Source organism: Hymenobacter actinosclerus (assembly GCF_900111515.1).
GTDB lineage: Bacteria > Bacteroidota > Bacteroidia > Cytophagales > Hymenobacteraceae > Hymenobacter > Hymenobacter actinosclerus.
The window spans coordinates 131,899-150,797 of the sequence record NZ_FOHS01000002.1; the positions used below are offsets into that span (position 1 = coordinate 131,899).

Here is an 18,899-nt window from a genome sequence, read left to right on the forward strand (position 1 = left end):
TTTGCCGGGCCGGGGCATCAGTAGAGCAGGGGCCGACCTTGTTTTACCGCCCCGCTCCCGCCTATGCAACCACGCTTACCGCTGCTACTGCTGCTATTGGTTTTGTTCGCCGGCCCCACGTGGGCCCAGCCCCCGCTGGCCCGCGCCCGCCAGCAGAGCTACCTGACCAAGGTGTTCCGCCTCACCGATGCCCAGACCCGCCGCCTCTACGAGCACGGCCTGGGGGCCGCTCGGCCCGATTTTTTCGCCCAGCCCGTCGATTCGTTCCCGACGGGCCAGGCCGACAGCCTGGGGCCCCGGCGGCTGGCGGGCCGGCCGCCGGGCTACTACCTGGTGGCGCGGGCCGAGGGGCCGGAGCTGGTGTACTGGCTCTTCAGCCGCACCGGCCGCCAGCTTACGGTGCTCGACAACCAGCAGGATTTGAGTCTGGTGCTGCGCGACTCGCTGGGCCGGCTGCTGCCCCAGGCCCGCCTCAGGCTGCCCCACGGCCGCCGGGTGCCCTTCGATGCGGCCACCCAAACCTACCGGCTGGCCGGGCGCGCCAGTCGAGCCGGGCTGCTGGCCGTGGAAATCGGGGGGCGCACCACTTACCACATGCTGGAGCAGCGGTTGCCGAGGCGCCGCCGGGGTGGGCAGGGCCTGAGCTGGCGCGGGGCCTACCAACGGGTACTATACGGGTTCCCGCTGGGCTATCTGGGGCGGCCGGTGCGTAATCTGGTACGTGAGCTGCGCTACGCTTCCGAGGTCGATACCGGCCCTGTAGGGCTGCTGCGCTCCGTTTTTAATCCCGATGTGCGCGAGGACCGCCAGGACCGGCGGGCCGAAAAGCGGGCCCAGAAGGAGGCCGCCAGGTGGCGCGCCTACCTCGTGCTCAGCAAGCCCCGCTACCGCCCCGCCGCCGATACGCTCCGCCTCAAGGCCCGGGTGCTGAGTCGCCGGGGCCGGCCCTACCGCCGCCCGCTGGAGCTGTGGCTGAGCGACAGCCAGCAGCGCCAGCCCCGCCGCCTGGCCCGGCTGCGGCCCGTGCGGCCCGGCTCCTACGAGTTCACCCTGCCGCTACCCGACACGCTTAACCTGCGCCCCGACCAGCAGGTGCAGCTGAGTTTGCGGCCCGTGGGCTCCGGCCCCGAGGGCCCCGGGCTGGCCGAGGGCAGCTTTCGGCTCGAAGACTATGAGCTGAGCGCCACCCACTACAGCCTGCGCCCGCTGCAAACCACGCAATCAGCAGGAGAGCCCCAGGCCGTGTTTTTGCGGGGCCAGGATGCCAACGACCTCAACCTGCTCGATGCCCGGGTGCGCCTGCGGGTGCTGCCGCTGGCCGTGGGCCGGCTGGCGGCCCCGGCCGTGTTTGTGCCCGACACCCTCTGGACCCACGCCCAGCACCTGGACGCGGCCGGCGAAACCCGCGTGGCCCTGCCCGATTCGATGCTGCCCGCCGCCGAGCTGACTTATCAAATCGAGGCCGAATTTCTCAATGCCGACCAGGAGCGCCACCTCGAAAAAGCCACCGTCAGCTACCAGCCGCGGCAAACCGGCCAGCTCACCCTAGCCCTGCGCCAGGATTCGCTGCGGGCCGGCTACGCGGTGGCCGGGCAGGGCCGCCCCCGTCCGGCCGTGCTCGAAACCACCCGCCCCACGCCCGAACAGGGCCCGGTAATCAACACCGAAACCGTGCAGCTGCCCCTGGCCCGGCCCCTCGACCCCGCCGTGAGCCGCTACCGGCTGCGGGCGGGGGGCGGGCTGGAAACCAGCCTCGATTTGGACGCCGGCAACGCCGGGCTGCAGCTGACCTCGGAGCGCACGGCCGATTCGCTGGTGCTGGGCGTGGACAACCCGCGCCGGCTGCGGTTCTGGTACTACCTGTACCGGGGCAGCCGTTTGGTGGAGCGCGGCTACGATTCGGCGCTGACCCGGCGGCGGCCCGCGGCGGCGGCCGATACCTGGTACGTGTCGGTGCATTATTTCTGGGGCGGCCAACTGCGCACGGCCGAGTACCACGTGGCCCCGCCCGGCCGCCGGCTCTCTATTGAGGCCGAGCAGCCCGAGGTGGTGTATCCGGGCCAGAAGATTATGCTCTCCTACACCGTGCGCGACGAGGCCGGCCGCCCCGTGCCCGCCGCCGACCTCACGGCCTACGCCTACACCAGCCAGTTTGCGGCCCCGGCGGCCCCCGGGCTGCCCGATTTCACGCCCCAGGTAGTGGGCAGGGTGTCGCGGCGGCGGTTTGGGCTGGCGGCGGGCCTGGCCAACGAGCCCTGGCAGCCGGCCCGCCGGCCCCTGGCCTGGGGCGCATGGCGGCAGCGGCTGGGGCTCGATTCGCTGCGGTTTTACCAGTTTCTGTACCCCGCTGGCGGCACGTTCGCCGAGTACCAGTTGGCCCCCGGCGGCCTCACCCAGTTGGCCCCGTTCGTGGTCGATTCGGGGCGGGTGCAGCCCACCGTGGCGGTGTACGTGGATGGGGTGCCGGTTTTCGTGGCCCGCGTGAACGGCGACGAGCCCTTCGCGCTGGTGGCCGACACCGGCCGGCACGTGGTGGCCATCCGCACGCCCGACCGCCTGCTAACGCTGCGCGACGTGCGGCTGCGCCACCTGCACAAGCTCACGCTCAGCATCGACCCCAACCACGCTCGCCCCGACCTGAGAGTGGAGCGACGCGGGCCGCTGGCGGGGGCCGAGCAGGCCGATTTGCAGCGCTACCTGGCCCTTATCGACCGGGCCGCGCCCCTCGACCAGCTGCGCCTGCGCCAGGGCAACCGCCTGCAGGTGCTCGGTGCGGGCCGCCCCGCACTGCCCGGCCGGAATACGTTGCGTATTCAGTTGGAGAATCAATACGACTACAACCGCCACCAGCTAACCTGCCTGGCCGGCCCCTTCCGGCCCGATTCGGTGCTGCTGCGCCGGGCTTCGGATGGGTTGCGGCAGCGGTTTTTGTTTGAGCCGGGCTACCGCTATACCTTCGGCGCGGGCCTGCTGAAGATGAAGAGCCTGAGCAGCGGCGGCGGCGAGTATGGCGACCTGCGCCAGTCGGTAAGCTTCGCGGGCCGCCTGCCGCTGGCCGATTTCGCCCTGACCGAAGCCGACCTGCAGCCCTCGGCCGCTACTGGCTACTACCGCCCCGCCCCGCCCGAACCGGTGCTCGATACGCCCACTAAAACGCCCCCCGGCCAGGGCCGGCTGGTAGTGCGGGCGGCGGCCCCCGGCGCTGCTGGTGCGGGCAGTCGGGCCGGCTACTTAACGGGCCTGAATAGCCAGTACGGCCCCGGTAATGCCAGCGGGCCGCCGGTACTCTATACCCTGCTTACCCAACCTAATCAGCCCAATCAGTTCGGCCAGCCTGCGTTTCGCCGGCTGCTGCGCTACCTGCCCCAGCCCCTGCACGCCCTGCCGCCCGGCCGCTACCAGCTGGCCCTGCTGCGGGCTGATAGCTCGGTGCTGGCCCCCCGCCGGCCCATGCAGGTACGGGCCGGCGGCACCACCTACCTGCAGCTCGATTCGCTGGACCAGCAGCCCCTGCCCGAAGCCGCCGCCCGCCGTTGGCGGCAGCTTTTCCGCGAGCAAATAGCTGCCCACCGCTACCAGCCCGGCCCGCCCACGCAACTCGATTCGGCCACTGCCCGCCGCGAAATTCCCGTAGTGCCAATGCTGATGACGCCCGCCGGCTGGCAGCAGGTGCGCGGCCGGGTAATCGAACGCGCCACCGGCGAGGGACTGCCCGGCGTAACGGTGCTCGTGAAGGGTACGACCGTGGGCGTAAGCACGAATTCGGATGGCAGCTACGTGCTGCCCGTGCCGCCGGGCGGGGTGCTGGTCTACTCCTCGATTGGCTTCGTATCGTTGGAGCGGCCGGTGAACGGGACGGATGTGCTGGTGGAACTTACTACCGACAGCAAGCAGCTCAGCGAAGTGGTGGTTGCTGGTTTTGGAATGTCCCGCCGCTCGTCGCTGACGGGCTCCGTAAGTACCGTGGAAACTGCCCTGCAAGGCCGTCTGGCTGGCGTTGTTATAGAAGGACAACCCGGCAGCGCCCGCATCACGCTGCGCGGAACCCCGAGCATCACCTCCGGCAAACCACCTCTTATTATCGTGGATGGCTTACCCTACAGCGGTTCACTGGCTGACCTGAACCCGGATGATGTTCTCACGACAGAAGTGTTGAAACCTGAATCGGCCGCAGCCATATACGGCTCGCGGGCCGCGAGTGGGGTGCTTATCATCACCACTAAAAACGGCCGGGTGAATGGCCGGGCCACCGGCCCGGCCGGCCTGGCGGGTCCCGCGGGCCTGGCCGACGACTTGGCTTCGGCTCCCGGCCGCGACCCGCGCCTGGCGCTGCGCCGCCGTTTCTCCGATGTGGGCTGGTGGCGGCCCACGCTCGTTACCGACCAGCAGGGCCGGGCCCGCACCGAAGTTATCGTGCCCGACGACCTCACCGGCTGGGATACCTTCGTGCTGGCTTCCGACGACCACGCCCGCACGGGTTCCTTCACGCAGCGGCTGCGCTCGTTCAAGGCCCTGGCCGCCACGCTGGCGGCCCCGCGCTTCCTGCTTCAGAACGACCGCCCCCAGGTTATCGGCAAAATCCTCAACTACCTGCCCGACACGGCCCAGGTAAGCACCACGTTCCAGGTGGGCACCGGCCCCGAGCGCACCCTGCGCCACCGCGTGGCCACCGCCGTGCTCGACACGCTCAGCTTCCTGGCCCCCGCCGATGCCGATTCGGTGGCCGTGCGCTACAGTCTGCGCCGGGCCGATGGGTACGCCGACGGGGAGCTGCGCCGGCTGCCGGTGCTGCCGGTGGGCACCCGTGAGCGGGTGGGCACTTTCGTGGTGCTCACGGCCGCCGATACCACCCTCACGCTGCCCGTGCGCCCCGAGCTGGGTCCCGTGACGCTGCGGCTGGAAAGCGACCCGGTGCCGGTGGTGCTGGCCGAAATCCGCCACCTCCAGAACTACGCCTACCTCTGCAACGAGCAGCTGGCCTCCAAGCTGCGCGGGCTGCTGCTGGAGCAGCGCCTGCGGGCCGTGCTGCGCCCCGGCCAGCCCTTCGCCGGTACCGCCGATATCAACCGGCTCGTGCGGCTGCTGCTGCGGGGCCGGCCAACCGCGCAGCCGCTCTGGGGTACCTGGGCCACCGCGCCGGCCAGCGCCTGGGCCTCGCTGCATGTACTCGAAGCGTTGCTCGAAGCCGAGCAGCAGGGCTACAAAGTGGCTCTTGACAAGGAAATCCTACGCCAGTACCTGCTGCGCGAGCTGGATAACGCCTTCGCCGATGCCGCCGTCCGCCGCGCCCTGACTGCCGCTACCGCCGCCCCGGCGCGCAACTTCCCAACGGCCAGCGCCCCCTTCCACACCCCCGACGACCGGCTGCGGCTGCTTCAGCTGCTGCGCCACCTCAGCGGTCCGGTCAGCAGCAAAACTGGCGCCACAATTAGTGGCTTAACTGACGGCTCCCTGGGCAGCTCCGCACCCGATTTTGCCGCCCTGCTCAACCGGCTGGAGCGGGAGCCGGGCCGCCGGGCCCTCGACCAGCAGCTGGCCCTGCTGGAGCTGCGCCAGCAATTGGGGCTGCCCTACACCCTCGATTCGTTGCGCCGCTACCGTCAGGGCACGGCGCTGGGCAGCGTGTTTTATGCCGATACGCTGCGGGCCAGCACCTACTACCGCTACCTGCTGCCCGAGCGCCTGGGCACCACGCTGCTGGCCTACCGCCTGCTGCGGGCCCGGGGCGGGCCGCTGGCGGGCCGGGAGCTGGCGCGCATCCGGGCCTTTTTGCTGCAGCAGCGCGGCCCCAGCGGCCACTGGGCCAGCACCTACGAGGCCGGCCAGATTCTGGCCACCATCGGCCCCGACCTGACCGGGCCGGCCAGCGGGGGCCTGGTAGCCCGCGCCCAGCTCAGCGGCGGCCTTAATCAGCAGGTGAGCGAGTTTCCGTTTGAGGCCGTGCTGCCGGCCGGGGCGGGGCCGCTGGTGCTGCGCAAGCAGGGCGGGCTGCCGGTGTACGCCACGGCCTACCAAACCCGCTGGAACCCCGCGCCCGCCGCCGTGGCTACGCCCTTTAAGGTGCGCACCCGGCTGGCCGGGCAGGAGGGGAGCCGGGTAGTGCTGAAGGCCGGCCAGCCCGCTGAGCTGGAAGTAATCGTGGACGTGCCCGCCGAGGCCCACTACGTGTTGCTCGAAGTGCCCATTCCGGCCGGCTGCTCCTACGCCCCCGATAAAGCGCCCGGCAACGCCTTCGAGGTGCACCGCGAGTACCTGCGCCACCAGGTAGGCATCTTTGTAGATGAGCTGCCAGCCGGCCGCCACGTGTTCCGGGTGGCCCTGCAGCCCCGTTACCGGGGCCGCTACACCCTCAACCCTGCTAAAGCTGAGCTGATGTACTTTCCCACCCGCTTCGGCCGCGCCGCCAGCAAGCAGGCCGTGGTGGAGTAGGGGAAGCGTAGAACGACTTGGTTGGGGCCTTCTGCCGCATTGGGAAAAGCCCCGGCAAAACGGTCTGCACCGGGCATGCCGCCACAGGGGTTATGTATGGCCGAAAGGTGGCCAGCCGGCTGCGTAACAGCAGCTAACAGTTGGAGAAAATACTACCTTCGGGCCCACCGCCGACCATGAACAGCCCGCCTCCCGACATTCCGGCCCTGCTGGCCCGCATCCTGGCCTCGCGCCAGCCGGCCGACGTGTTTACGCTGCCCGACTACCGGCCGCAGTACCTGCTGTTTCTCAAGCTGCTGCACCCCGATGTGTGCGCCCTGCCCGGGGCCCACGACGCCGTAAGCCGCCTCAACCACTACGTCGAGCTGCTAACTGCCCGCCTCTCGTTTACCGACGATGCCGGCCCGGTGCGGGTGCTGCCCGACCACCGGCTACGCTTCGAGGGCGAGGCCGCCACGCTCCGCCAATCGGCCACCAACTACGCGCGGCTCATGGCCCTGCACGACCCGGCGGCACAGCATTTCAAGCAGTATTTACCCAGCGGGCTGGTTGCGGATGGGGCTGCGCTGCTGGCTACCCCGCCCGTGCGGGTGGTGCCGCTGGCGGGCCTCACGCTGCCCGTCGAGCACGTGGCCTGGGTGCTGAGCCGGCTGCTGGAGCTGACGGCCTGGCTGCATCAGGCCGGGTTCTGCCACGGCGGCTGGCAGCCCGAAAGCCTGGCCCTGGCCCCCAAAACGCACGGGCTGGTGGCCCTCTCATTCTACCACTTGGCCCCGCTGAACGGGCGTTTGCGCACGGTGTCGGGCCGCTACCGGCACTGGTACCCCGACGCGCTGTTCGTGGAAAAGCGCGCCACGCCTGCCATCGATTTGCTGCTGGCCCAGCGCACGGCCCTGGCCCTGCTCGGCGACGCCTCGGGCCACGGCGTGCGCCTGCGCGGGCGGGTTGACGAGCGTTTGCTTACCTTTTTGCTCCGGCCGCAGCACAACGCCTACGCCATGCTGGTGGCCTACCGCCAGCTGCTGCGCCAGCTCTTTCCTGTCCCGCAGTTTCACCCTCTAAACCTCTAACCCTATGGGCTATTCCCGCTGGTCAGACGATGCGTTTGACTTCCTCTCCAACTCCCGCGTGGGGGCCAACACCGACGACATTTTCGCCAACAACCGCCGGGGCCGCGCCAGCGACCAGATGCTGCCCACGGGCCTCAAGTTCCGCGAGAGCCGCGACTCCGACGTCCACCCCGAGTCGCTGGCCATTGCCGTGTTTCTGGACGAGACGGGCAGCATGGGCCGCATTCCCGAAATAATGGTGCGCGAAAAGCTGGGCCCATTGATGAACACGCTCATTGCCCACGGCGTCGAGCACCCCCAGATTCTGTTCGGCGGCATCGGCGACCATCACTCCGACCAGTACCCGCTGCAAGTGGGTCAGTTTGAAAGCGGTACCGATGAGCTGGACCAGTGGCTGACCGGCATCTACCTGGAAGGCAACGGCGGCGGGCAAAGCCGCGAGTCGTACACGCTGGCCTGGCTGGTGACCGCCCGCCACACGTCCATCGACTGCTTCGAGAAGCGCGGCGTGAAGGGCTTTTTGTTTACTATCGGCGACGAGGCCGCCTGGGACGTGCTGCAAGGCAAGGCGCTGCAAAAGCTGCTGGGCTACGCCGAGGCCGATGACGTGACTGACCGGCAGCTGCTGGAAGAGGCGCAGCGCAGCTACCACGTCTTCCACATCCACGTGAATGAGGGGGCTTACCGCGACGATGCCAACGTGCTGGGCTACTGGAAAAAGATGCTCGGCGAACGGCTCATCATCCTCAACGACTACAACGCCATTGCCGAAACCATTGCCTCGACCGTTGCCCTGGTCCACGGCGTGCAGCTGAGCGATATTCTGGCCTCATTCGACCAGAAAACCGCCGGCACCGTACGCCACGCGCTGGGCCCGGTCAACAGCAGCCTCATCACGCAGGCCAAGGGCTCGGCCAGTAAGGGTGGCGTGGTAAGCCTCTGAGCATGAGCGCGCCGCAAGCCTACATCGTGCTGGGCCTGGGCTACGGCGACGAGGGCAAGGGCCTGGCCACCGACTGGCTCTGCCGCCGCCTGCGCCCCGGCCTGGTGGTGCGCTTCAATGGCGGGGCGCAGGCGGGCCACACGGTGGTTACGGCGGAAGGTAAACACCACGTGTTCAGCTCCTTTGGGGCGGGCACGCTGGCCGGGGTGCCCACGCTCTGGTCGGCCCACTGCCCCTTTGCCCCCGGTCCGGCCCTGGCCGAGCTGGCGGCCTTGCAGCAGCTGGGAGTGGCCCCGCAACTGCTGGTAGATGCCGCCTGCCCGGTTACCACGCACTACGACGTGCTGTATAACCGGGTGCTGGAGAGCCGGCGCGGGGCCGGCCGCCACGGCAGCGTGGGCGTGGGCTTCGGGGCCACGCTGGCGCGGCACGAGGCCGGCCCGGCCGCGCGACTCACGGCCGGGCAGCTGCTGAAGCCCGGGGCCCTACCCGCGGCGCTGGCCCGCATCCGGGCCTACTACCGCGCCCGGCTGGCCACCGAAGCGCCGGAATTTGCCTTCGACAGCGTCGCCCACGACACGGGCGACGACCGGCTACTGGCGGCGGCGGATACGCTGGCCGGGCAGCACCGGGCGGGCGGCCCCGTGCGGTTTGGGGCGGGCGCGGCGGCCCTGGCCACGGTAGCGGCCCGCGGGCAGGCGGTGGTTTTCGAGGGCGCTCAGGGCATTCTGCTCGATATGGACGCGGGGGAATTTCCGCACGTGACCCGGAGCCACACCACGAGCCGCAACGCGCTGGCGTTGGTGAGGGCGCATCTGCCGGGCTACACGGCCCGTATTCAGTACGTTACCCGCGCCTACCACACCCGCCACGGGGCCGGCCCGCTGCCCGGCGAAGCGCCCCTGGCCCTGCGCCACTACGAGCACGAAACCAACCGGCCCCATCCTTACCAGGGCTGCTTTCGGCTCGCTCCGCTGTACCTGCCCAGCGTCCGCCACGCCCTGGCCGCCGACGCGCCCCACGCCGCCGGCCACGCCCGCCACCTGCTCATCACCTGCCTCGACCAAACCCCCGACCAGCACGTGCTGTGCTCCGAAAACGAGGTGCCCGGTTCAGCCGCGCCCGGTCAGCTCCCGGCCCTGCTCGGCGTGGCCTTCGATTCGCTGCAGCTGGCCTATGGGCCTACTGCCGCAACCGTTCGGTTGGGTTAGTAGGGTATTGGGAGTTGATTGGACTGGTGGTAGCAGTTTGGCGAATTACAGACGGCTGTTACGCACAGAACGCCGCAGGGGCGGGGCTTGCCCCCGCCCGCCGTTAAACGATTATCGTTGCAACGATACGCACGGCGGGCGGTATTACAGATTTGTAGAGACGCATCTTTGCGTCTCATCGTTGAACGGCACCGGTGAACGACGACGGAACAACGGCGCGCACGACCAGACGCAAAGATGCGTCTTTACACCCCTCTAAACTTCCATCCTATGCCAACCTCTTCCCTTGAATCCCAACTGCGCGCGGCCCTGCTGGGGCTGGCCGTGGGCGACGCGCTGGGCGTGCCCGTTGAGTTCCAGAGCCGCGCCGCCCGCCGCCTCGACCCCGTGGTGACCATGCGCGAATACGGCACCCACCACCAGCCCGCCGGCACCTGGTCTGATGATGCCTCGCTCACCTTCTGCCTGGCCCAGGCCCTGGCCGACGGCTTCACGCTCGGCAAAGCCGCCGAATACAGTCGCCGCTGGTACTACGAGCAGCTCTGGACGCCCCACGGCGTCGTGTTCGACATCGGCATCACCACCCGCGAGGCCCTGAGCCGCCTGCAGGCCGACGACGACCTTGTCCTGGCCGGCGGCACCGATGAATACAGCAACGGCAACGGCGCGCTCATGCGGATTCTGCCGCTGGCTTTTTACCAGGTTGATGCGCCCCTGAAAGAGCGTTTCCAGCTCATCCACGACGTTTCGGCCATCACCCACGGCCATATCCGCTCGGCGGTGGCGTGCTTCCTGTACCTGGAAATGGCCCGCCACCTGCGTGCCGGTCTGGCCCCGGCCGCTGCCTACGCCGAGCTGTGCCGGCAGGCCCCGACCCAGTTATATGAATTGCAGATTTCCGCAGCCGAGGCCGACAAGTTTGAACGCCTCCTCAGCGGCCGCCTGCCTGATGTTGCCGCAACGGCCATTGACAGCGGCGGCTACGTCATGCACACACTGGAGGCCGCCCTCTGGTGCCTGCTGCGCCACGAAACCTACGCCGAAACCGTGCTGGACGCCGTCAACCTCGGCGACGATACTGATACCACCGGGGCCGTAACCGGCGGGCTGGCCGGGCTGTACTACGGCGAAGCCGCTATTCCGCCCGAGTGGCTGGCCGTCCTGGCCCGCCGCGCCGATATTGAAGCCCTGGCGTCGGCCACGGCAATAGGGGCGGGGGTAAGCTGAAAAAGCAAAAGGCCCTTCAGACGAATCTGAAGGGCCTTTGCGGTCCGGACGGGACTCGAACCCGCGACCTCCGCCGTGACAGGGCGGCATTCTAACCAACTGAACTACCGAACCGGCTATCAATTCGGGGCGGGCCGTGTGCCTTTCCCTTTTGATGATGCAAATATAGCAGAGGCGATTTGACTTCGACAAGCCCGCCGCAATAAAAAACTGCTTTGTAAGGCTGTAAAGGACGTTTTGGAGATGATATAGTTCTGCTGGTAAATAGGATAGCCTCCGAAAAAAAACTTGCAGCTGCTGCTTTAAGAGAAGCGCGATATCAGCTCCTATATTGGTTTAAGAGGAAAAGGGCACGCGAGCTGGCCTGGCAGTTAAAAGACAGGAAAGAGGCATCAGGTGGGATAGGACCCTGGATGCAGTAGCCGCAAATCGGGGCTGCTTCGGGGCAGGACCAGCAAAAGCGGGACGCAGTTCAAGGAAAAACCAGCACTAAATAGCCTCCGGGGCCCCTGCAGGCGTATCAACTTTCTGCCAGCTAGCCCGAAAGACATGAACCCGGGCAGTACGTTATGTTACATTCATCCCCGGCTAATTAAAACCGACATGGAAGACAAGGCCCCTGCCACCCCGCGCTATTCCTTCATAGTGCAGCTACTCATATTTCTGCCCCTGGCCTGCCTGCTGGTGCGCTGGTCCAGGCTGCCGACGCTTGTCCCCGTGCACTTTACCAGCGAGAGTGCCGATTACTATGCCGATAAACGTACGCTGTTTATCTATGTGCTGCTGCCGGGGCTGATTTACTACACGGCGCCTTACCTGGATACTGAAAACCGGCGCCGCTCGCTTATAAGGGGAGTAGCCCTGTTTCTGAGCTTCGTGCTAAGCGTTTCGATTCTGGCCGCCGCCGCTTAACTCCTGACTGCTTGCCGGGAAAAGCAAAAGGCCCTTCAGACGAATCTGAAGGGCCTTTGCGGTCCGGACGGGACTCGAACCCGCGACCTCCGCCGTGACAGGGCGGCATTCTAACCAACTGAACTACCGAACCAGGTTGTTCTATTTCGCGGCTCAGGGAGCGTTGAAGTGGTGCAAAAGTAGCAGGCTGATGGCAGGTGCGCAAGAGCCGCCGCGAAAAAAGCGAAAAAAACCTGTGCCGGTCTGCGTGGCGGGCTGCTAGTCAGGCAGAAAGATTTTTCGTGCGGCCAGGATAAGAAGGGGCTGGCCGGAATCGGCCCCGTCGCTTACCTTTGCTATCTTCCGTTCTCCCCCTCGCACCTCCAAAACCCGCCTCTGCCGTGGCTCAGCTCCTCGATTTCGAACAACCCATTGCCACCCTCGAAGGCAAGCTTCGCGAAATGCAACAACTGGCCCTCGACAGCCAGGTAGATGTATCGGCTGCCGTAACGGCCCTCGAAGCCAAAATCAACGACCTCAAGAAGGAAACCTACCAGAACCTCACCCGCTGGCAGCGCGTGCAGCTCTCGCGCCACCCCGGCCGCCCCTACACCTTCGACTATATTCTGGGCATGAGCCAGAAGTTCGTGGAGCTGCACGGCGACCGGACCGTGCGCGACGACAAGGCCATGGTGGGCGGTTTCGCCGAAATCGACGGCCGGACCGTGATGCTCATTGGCCAGCAGAAGGGCCGCAATACCAAGGACCGGCAGTTCCGCAACTTCGGCATGCCCAACCCCGAGGGCTACCGCAAGGCCCTGCGCCTGATGAAGCTGGCCGAGAAGTTCAACACGCCCATCGTCACGCTCATCGACACGCCCGGCGCGTTTCCGGGCCTGGAGGCCGAGGAGCGGGGGCAGGGTGAGGCCATTGCCCGCAACCTCAAGGAGATGTTCCTGCTCAAAGTGCCCGTCGTCTGCATCATCATTGGTGAAGGCGCCTCGGGCGGGGCCTTGGGCATTGCCATTGGCGACCGGGTGCTGATGCTGGAAAATACCTGGTACTCCGTTATTTCGCCCGAGTCGTGCAGCAGCATTCTGTGGCGCTCCTGGGATTACAAGGAGCAGGCCGCTGAGGCCCTCAAGCTCACGGCCAACGACATGCTGGGCAACAAGCTCGTCGACGGCATCGTGCCTGAACCCCTGGGCGGCGCCCACACCGACGCGCCCGCCATGATTCAGACGCTCAAGCAAACCATCCTGAGCACTCTGGCCGAACTTGACGCCCTCTCGCCCGAAGACCGTATCAGCCAGCGCATCGACAAGTTCTCGGACATGGGCGTGGTCGTTGAATAATTTCGAATTTTAACTTAGGATTTTACATTCCGTTCATAAGAATTCTATCCAATAGCGTCTTGTTTTTCAGCCTGAGAAATAGCGGGTCAGGCTAATACATAATTTGAAATCCATAATTCAAAATTATCTGAAGAATGAAGGTTCATACGCTCGATACCGGCTTGTTTAAACTCGATGGCGGGGCCATGTTTGGGGTGGTGCCCAAGAGCATGTGGCAGAAGCTCAACCCCGCCGACGAGCACAATATGTGTACCTGGGCCCTGCGCTGCCTGCTGGTGGAGGACGCGGGCCGGCTGCTGCTCATCGACACCGGTATCGGCGAGAAGCAGGACGAGAAGTTCCGCGGCCACTTTTACCTGCACGGCGACGATACGCTCGAAAAGTCGCTGCGCCGCCACGGCTATACCGCCGCCGATATCACCGACGTACTGCTGACCCACCTGCACTTCGACCACTGCGGCGGCGGCGTGGTGCGCACCGCCGCCGACAAGCTGCAACTGGCCTTCCCCAACGCCACCTACTGGAGCAACGAGGACCATTGGAACTGGGCCACTGCGCCCAATCCGCGCGAAAAAGCCAGCTTTCTGAAGGAGAACATTCTGCCCATCCAGGAAAGCGGGCAGCTGCGCTTCATCGACCCGCAGGCCGGCGTACCAACCGAGCTGGGCAGCCTCCAGAACCTGATCTTCGTGGACGGCCACACCGAGAAAATGATGCTGCCGGTGCTGCGCCACAAAGGCCGCACCGTGGTGTTTGCCGCCGACCTGCTGCCCAGCGCCCACCACGTGGGCCTGCCCTACGTGATGAGCTACGACGTGCGCCCGCTGGTTACGATGGACGAAAAAGCCCGCTTTCTGGAACAGGCCGCCGCCGAGAACTGGGTGCTGGTGCTCGAACACGACCACCAGACCGAGTGCATCACCGTCGAGCAAACCGAGCGCGGCATCAAAGTAGCCGAGCGGTTCCGGCTGGAGGAGTTATAACAGTTAAGGGGTAGGATTAGATGAATTAATGGCGGGGTAGGGTGCGGGGCTTGTTCCTGCCCGCCGTTAGAACAACCACCGCTTGCACCGTTCAACGCGGGTGGGGACAAGCCCCGCACCCTACCCCGTTTTCTCATCTCGCTTTTTACAATCTCGTACTCATGTCTCAACATCACCTCGGGTTAGCACTTTCCGGGGGTGGGGCGCGGGGTATTGCGCATTTGGGCGTGCTGGCGGCGCTCGATGAGCTGGGGCTGCCGGTGGGGCGGTTGGCGGGGGTGTCGTCGGGGGCTATTGCGGCTACTTTTTACGCCGCCGGAGTGCCGCCGCGCGAGATTATGCGGCTCTTGCAGGGCATCAGCATTCCGCGCCTGACCCGGGTGGCCCTCAGCCGCTACGGCCTGCTACACATGGACGCGGTGGGTCGGCTGTTCGAGCAGCATCTGGGAGTCGGCGCCACGTTCGAGCAGCTGCGGCTGCCCATTACGCTGGTGGCAACCGATATTGAGGCGGGCGAGTCGGTGCGGTTTTCGAGCGGGCTGCTGGTACCGCCGCTGCTGGCCTCGTCGGCCGTGCCCATTCTGTACCGGCCGGTGCGCTACCAGGGCCGGCAGCTGGTAGATGGGGGCCTGCTGAATAACCTGCCCGTGGAGGCGCTGCTGGAGGCCGAGCACCCCGGTTTGCGGGTAGTGGGCGTGCACTGCAACCCGCCCAATCCGGCCGCCCAGGTCAGCAACATGCGCGGGCTGGTAGAGCGCACGCTCAACCTGGCCATTGCCGGCAACACGGTGCTCAGCAAGCAGCGCTGCCACCTGCTGCTCGAACCGCCCGAGCTGCGTGCCTACCGCACGATGAGCTTCCGGCAGGCCGCCGAAATTTTCGCCATCGGCTACCGCTACACGCTGGCCCAGGCCCCGCAGCTGGTGGCGCTGCTCGAAAACGAGCTGCCGGCCCAGCCGGACTGAGCGCCGAACCGCGCTTATTTGGGCTCTGCCGGCGCTTCGCTGCGGCAAATCAGCTAGCTTTGACCTCTGGCAGCCCGTAGGTGGCGCCATACTTCTTCGTTTCTCCTGTTTTCCGCTTATGGCGCGTCGGACTTCTACTTTCTGGTACCTGTTTTCGAAAACCCTGTTCTGGATTACCGGCTGGCGCCTGGGCTCGGTGGTGCCGCCCGGCATCAAGCAGGGAATGATGATTGCCGCTCCGCACACCAGCAACTGGGATTTCCTGTTCGCCCGGGCCGCGTTTTTCCTCATGGACATCGATGTGAAGGTGACCATCAAAAAGGAGTGGACCACCATCCCGGTACTCGGCGCCCTGGTGCGCAGCCTGGGCGGTTTGGCCGTGGACCGCAGCCGCAACAACAGTCTGGTCGATGGCATGGTGCAGCTGTTTAAGGAGCGCGAGGAGCTGGTAATTCTTATCACTCCGGAAGGCACCCGCAGCTACCAGCCCAAGTGGCGTAAGGGTTTCTACCACGCCGCCGTGGGGGCCGGCGTGCCCATCATGCTCGGCTACCTCGACTACAAACACAAGGAAGCCGGCGTGGGCCCCGTGTTCTGGCCCACCGGCGACTACGAGAAGGACGTGGAGGAAATAAAAGCCTACTACCGCACCAAAACGGGCCGCTTCCCCGAAAAAGGCGTACGTTAGGGCAACCGACTATTCCGCTCGGTGGTCGTCGGCTGATGGCTGCTTGCCCGCTGCGGTGCTAACTCTCTGGTATGGACGACTTCAAAGGATTTATCTGGATAATAGCGGCCATCGGCTTCTTTATCTGGCGCATGGTGCAGAAGGCATCCGAGAAGTTCAAGGAGGCGCAGCTGGAGGAGCAACGGCGCCAGGCCCGTACAAGTGGGGGCGGGGCCGCGCCCCGGCCGGCCCCATCGGTGCCGGCCGTGTCGTTTGAGGAGCTGCTGGCCCAGATGCAGCGCCAGAACCAGCAGGCTGCCCAGCCGCCCCTGGCCGAGCGCAATCCGCCCCAGGAGTGGGAGCAACGCCAGCAGCAATGGGATGAGGAGCAGCGGTGGGGCCAGGAGCCGCAGCCCGAAGCGCTGCCCGACCGCCCCAGGCCGGTTGCCCGCTTCGGGCGCGCCCTGGAAAAACCCGAAGAACTTTACTCTCAGGAACTCCCCGCCCCGGAAGCCCGCTCGCTCGAAGCGCCCAGGCGTGCGCTGCGCCGCGGCTCGGCGCTTCCCCGCACCAGCACCGAGCACGGCAGCGAGGATTTCTGGAGCCAGGAGAAGGTTTCGCCCAAGCAAACCCGCCGCACCGTCAACGAGCTGCTCCGCAACCCCGCCGACATCCGCGCCGCCTTCGTGCTCAGCGAAATCTTCCAGCGGCGGTATTAGCTGAAGTCAACGAGAAAAGGTCAAAAGCAAAAGCCGTTGAACGTCCACACTGGGCTTGTTCAACGGCTTTTCCTTTTGGCGTTTTCTCGTTGACTTTTCTGCGCTAATCCTGCGTAAGGGCGTAGGAAACCAGGTTGGCGCCCATTTTGAGGGCGGCTTCGTGGGTGGCGGGGGTGTCTTCGGGGTAGGTGCCCAGGTCTTCCCAGCCGTTGCCCAGGTCGCACTCGAAGCTATAGAAACACACCAGCCGGCCCTTATACAGCAGCCCGAAGCCCTGGGGGCGCTTGCCATCGTGCTCATGGATTTTGGGCAGGCCCCGCGGAAACTGGAATTTCTGGTGGTAGATAGGGTGGGTGAAGGGCAGTTCCACGAACTCCAGGTCGGGAAACACCTTCTTCATTTCGGGCCGGATGAACTTGTCGAGGCCGTAGTTGTCATCGATGTGCAAAAAACCGCCCCCGATGAGGTAGCGGCGCAGGTTGCGGGCGTCGGTGTCGGAGAACGTGACGTTGCCGTGGCCGGTCATGTGCACGAAGGGGTAGGTAAGCAACTCGGGCGAATCGAGCTCTACGGTGGCCTCGGCGGGCGCGATGTTGGTGCCCAGCGTCTGGTTGCAGAAGCGGATGAGGTTGGGCAGGCTGGTTTTGTTGGCGTACCAGTCGCCGCCGCCACCGTAGTGCAGCTTGGCAATGCGGAAGCTGGGAGCAGCTGCGGGCGGCGCGGCGGCCGTGAGCGAGAACAGCAGGAGTAGCAGCGCGACGAAGAAGTATTTGGGCATACGGGAATGGAAGCAGGGCAGAGGCAGGCGCCTCCCAGGCAAAGTAACGCAGAACCGGGAAAGTTCAGGCCACCAGCCAGTGCCGCCGGCCCGCCCCGCCCCAGACAGGTGCTGAACCTGCTTTATTTCGCTTTCTTGTTGACCAGATCCAGTATACATGCTCAACTACGACAGGAAAATGATAACGGGCAACGATTTAATTGCGCAGGGCCTACCGCCGGGCAAGTGGTTCAAAGAAGCCCTGGAGTACATCAACGCCCACAACCTGGAAGGCGAGGCCCTCACGGCCTACCTCGATACCGTAAAGCCCGCCCCCACCATTCCGCTGCTGGCCCAGCCGGTGGCCTTCCACGAGAACATCAGCGCCGATTCGCCCATCGAGCAGGATAATATTGACTACGTACGCAAGTCGATGAACCTGCTGATGCGCACGCCCACGGTAGTGGGCGGGGCCATTATGCCCGACGCCTGCCCGGCCGGCCCGCTGGGTACCATTCCGGTGGGCGGCATCGTGGTGGCCCGCCAGGCCATCCACCCCGGCATGCACAGCGCCGACATTTGCTGCTCGGTGATGCTGACCAACCTGGGCCCGGCGGCCGACCCCAGGCAGGTGCTCGACGCGGCCCAGCAGCTCACCCACTTCGGCCCCGGCGGCCGGCCCCGTGACCAGCAGTTCGCGCTGCCCGCCGACATCGAGGCCGAGTTCCGCGCCAACGCCTACCTCAACTCCCGGCGCAGCCTGAGCATGGCCCGCGAGCACCTGGGCACCCAGGGCGACGGCAACCACTTCCTGTACGTGGGCGTCTCGCGCAACACCGGCGACACCATGCTCATCACCCACCACGGCTCGCGGGGGCCAGGGGCGCTGCTTTACAAGGAAGGGATGAAGGTGGCCGAGCACTTCCGCAAAGCCATTTCGCCCGAAACGGCCCCCGCCAACGCCTGGATTCCGAGCGAGTCGGAAGAGGGCCGGCGGTACTGGGCGGCGCTGCAAACCATCCGCAAGTGGACCAAGCAAAACCACCTGTGCCTGCACGACGCCCTGGTGGAGCAGCTGGGGGCCCCCGTGCAGCAGCGGTACTGGAACGAGCACAACTTCGTATTTCGCGACGGCGAGCTGTACTACCACGCCAAGGGGGCCACGCCGCTCGACCCCAAGTTCATGCCCGACATCACCGGCCCGCGCATCATCCCGCTCAACATGGCCCAGCCGATTCTCATCGTGGAAGGCACCACGACCGCGAACAACCTGGGCTTCGCGCCCCACGGGGCTGGCCGCAACCTGAGCCGCACCGGCCACAAGCGCAGCAAGCTCGGCCAGACCAAGGAGGAAATCTTCGCCGAAGAAACCCAGGGCATCGACGCCCGCTTTTTCTTTAATCAGATCGACATCTCGGAGCTGCCCAGCGCCTACAAAAACGCCGCCGACGTGCAGCAGCAAATCCTGGACTTCGGCCTGGCCACGGTCATCGACGAAATCCGCCCCTACGGTTGCCTCATGGCCGGCGACTGGGAGCAGGACTCCCCCTGGCGCAAGAAAAAGCTGGCCAAAGCCGCTGCCAAACTAGCCGCCGAAGATGCGCAGGCCGACACTTCGGCGCTGGCAGCGGAATAATTAACCCAAGTTGCGCGGTAGGCTAGGACTAGCAACTAGCTCCCTT

At 66.0% G+C, this 18,899-nt stretch carries 13 protein-coding genes and 2 tRNA genes; 12 read left to right on the plus strand and 3 right to left on the minus strand.

Annotated features, from left to right (window positions below; translation table 11 throughout):
* The first annotated feature begins 63 nt into the window (after nucleotides 1-63).
* From BMY67_RS06945 to BMY67_RS06965, 5 genes are all read left to right on the plus strand, one after another.
* Nucleotides 64-6,429: a carboxypeptidase-like regulatory domain-containing protein gene (locus BMY67_RS06945; RefSeq protein ID WP_143069724.1), complete on the plus strand. Its 6,366-nt coding sequence runs from the start codon at nucleotides 64-66 to the stop codon at nucleotides 6,427-6,429.
* Nucleotides 6,430-6,605: 176 nt separating this feature from the next.
* Entirely contained in the window at nucleotides 6,606-7,499 is an 894-nt protein-coding gene (locus tag BMY67_RS06950) for a hypothetical protein (protein WP_092769891.1), read from the plus strand.
* A gap of 4 nt (nucleotides 7,500-7,503) precedes the next feature.
* A complete protein-coding gene (locus BMY67_RS06955) occupies nucleotides 7,504-8,442 on the plus strand; it encodes a hypothetical protein (RefSeq protein WP_092769893.1) in 939 nt (312 codons plus the stop codon).
* A gap of 2 nt (nucleotides 8,443-8,444) precedes the next feature.
* Nucleotides 8,445-9,653: an adenylosuccinate synthetase gene (locus BMY67_RS06960; RefSeq protein ID WP_092769895.1), complete on the plus strand. Its 1,209-nt coding sequence runs from the start codon at nucleotides 8,445-8,447 to the stop codon at nucleotides 9,651-9,653.
* A 270-nt stretch (nucleotides 9,654-9,923) separates the two neighbouring features.
* On the plus strand, nucleotides 9,924-10,880 hold the full coding sequence (locus tag BMY67_RS06965) for an ADP-ribosylglycohydrolase family protein (protein ID WP_092769897.1): 957 nt from the start codon (nucleotides 9,924-9,926) through the stop codon (nucleotides 10,878-10,880).
* Between the two features lie 40 nt (nucleotides 10,881-10,920).
* On the opposite strand, the gene BMY67_RS06970 is transcribed toward BMY67_RS06965, so the two are convergent.
* Nucleotides 10,921-10,994, minus strand: a tRNA-Asp gene (locus BMY67_RS06970).
* 531 nt (nucleotides 10,995-11,525) lie between these two features.
* Here BMY67_RS06970 and BMY67_RS06975 point away from each other — a divergent pair.
* A complete protein-coding gene (locus BMY67_RS06975) occupies nucleotides 11,526-11,792 on the plus strand; it encodes a DUF1648 domain-containing protein (protein WP_177189732.1) in 267 nt (88 codons plus the stop codon).
* Nucleotides 11,793-11,851: 59 nt separating this feature from the next.
* On the opposite strand, the gene BMY67_RS06980 is transcribed toward BMY67_RS06975, so the two are convergent.
* Nucleotides 11,852-11,925, minus strand: a tRNA-Asp gene (locus BMY67_RS06980).
* A gap of 247 nt (nucleotides 11,926-12,172) precedes the next feature.
* Between BMY67_RS06980 and BMY67_RS06985 the strand changes: the two genes are divergently transcribed.
* The 5 genes from BMY67_RS06985 (at nucleotide 12,173) to BMY67_RS07005 (ending at nucleotide 16,460) form a co-directional block, all read left to right on the plus strand.
* Entirely contained in the window at nucleotides 12,173-13,126 is a 954-nt protein-coding gene (locus BMY67_RS06985; RefSeq protein ID WP_092769901.1) for an acetyl-CoA carboxylase carboxyltransferase subunit alpha, read from the plus strand.
* A 134-nt stretch (nucleotides 13,127-13,260) separates the two neighbouring features.
* Nucleotides 13,261-14,109, plus strand: coding sequence for an MBL fold metallo-hydrolase (locus tag BMY67_RS06990; protein ID WP_092769903.1), 849 nt, complete (start codon nucleotides 13,261-13,263; stop codon nucleotides 14,107-14,109).
* 161 nt (nucleotides 14,110-14,270) lie between these two features.
* Nucleotides 14,271-15,074 (plus strand): patatin-like phospholipase family protein, encoded by an 804-nt coding sequence (locus BMY67_RS06995; RefSeq protein ID WP_092769904.1) that lies wholly within the window; start codon nucleotides 14,271-14,273, stop codon nucleotides 15,072-15,074.
* Between the two features lie 118 nt (nucleotides 15,075-15,192).
* A complete protein-coding gene (locus tag BMY67_RS07000; protein ID WP_092769906.1) occupies nucleotides 15,193-15,762 on the plus strand; it encodes a 1-acyl-sn-glycerol-3-phosphate acyltransferase in 570 nt (189 codons plus the stop codon).
* 71 nt (nucleotides 15,763-15,833) lie between these two features.
* Entirely contained in the window at nucleotides 15,834-16,460 is a 627-nt protein-coding gene (locus BMY67_RS07005; protein ID WP_092769908.1) for a hypothetical protein, read from the plus strand.
* Between the two features lie 103 nt (nucleotides 16,461-16,563).
* Here BMY67_RS07005 and BMY67_RS07010 read toward each other — a convergent pair whose 3' ends face one another.
* Entirely contained in the window at nucleotides 16,564-17,238 is a 675-nt protein-coding gene (locus BMY67_RS07010; RefSeq protein ID WP_092769910.1) for a DUF4159 domain-containing protein, read from the minus strand.
* A gap of 157 nt (nucleotides 17,239-17,395) precedes the next feature.
* On the opposite strand from BMY67_RS07010, the gene BMY67_RS07015 reads away from it, so the two are divergent.
* Entirely contained in the window at nucleotides 17,396-18,853 is a 1,458-nt protein-coding gene (locus BMY67_RS07015) for an RtcB family protein (protein ID WP_245744936.1), read from the plus strand.
* The last annotated feature ends 46 nt before the right edge of the window (nucleotides 18,854-18,899 follow it).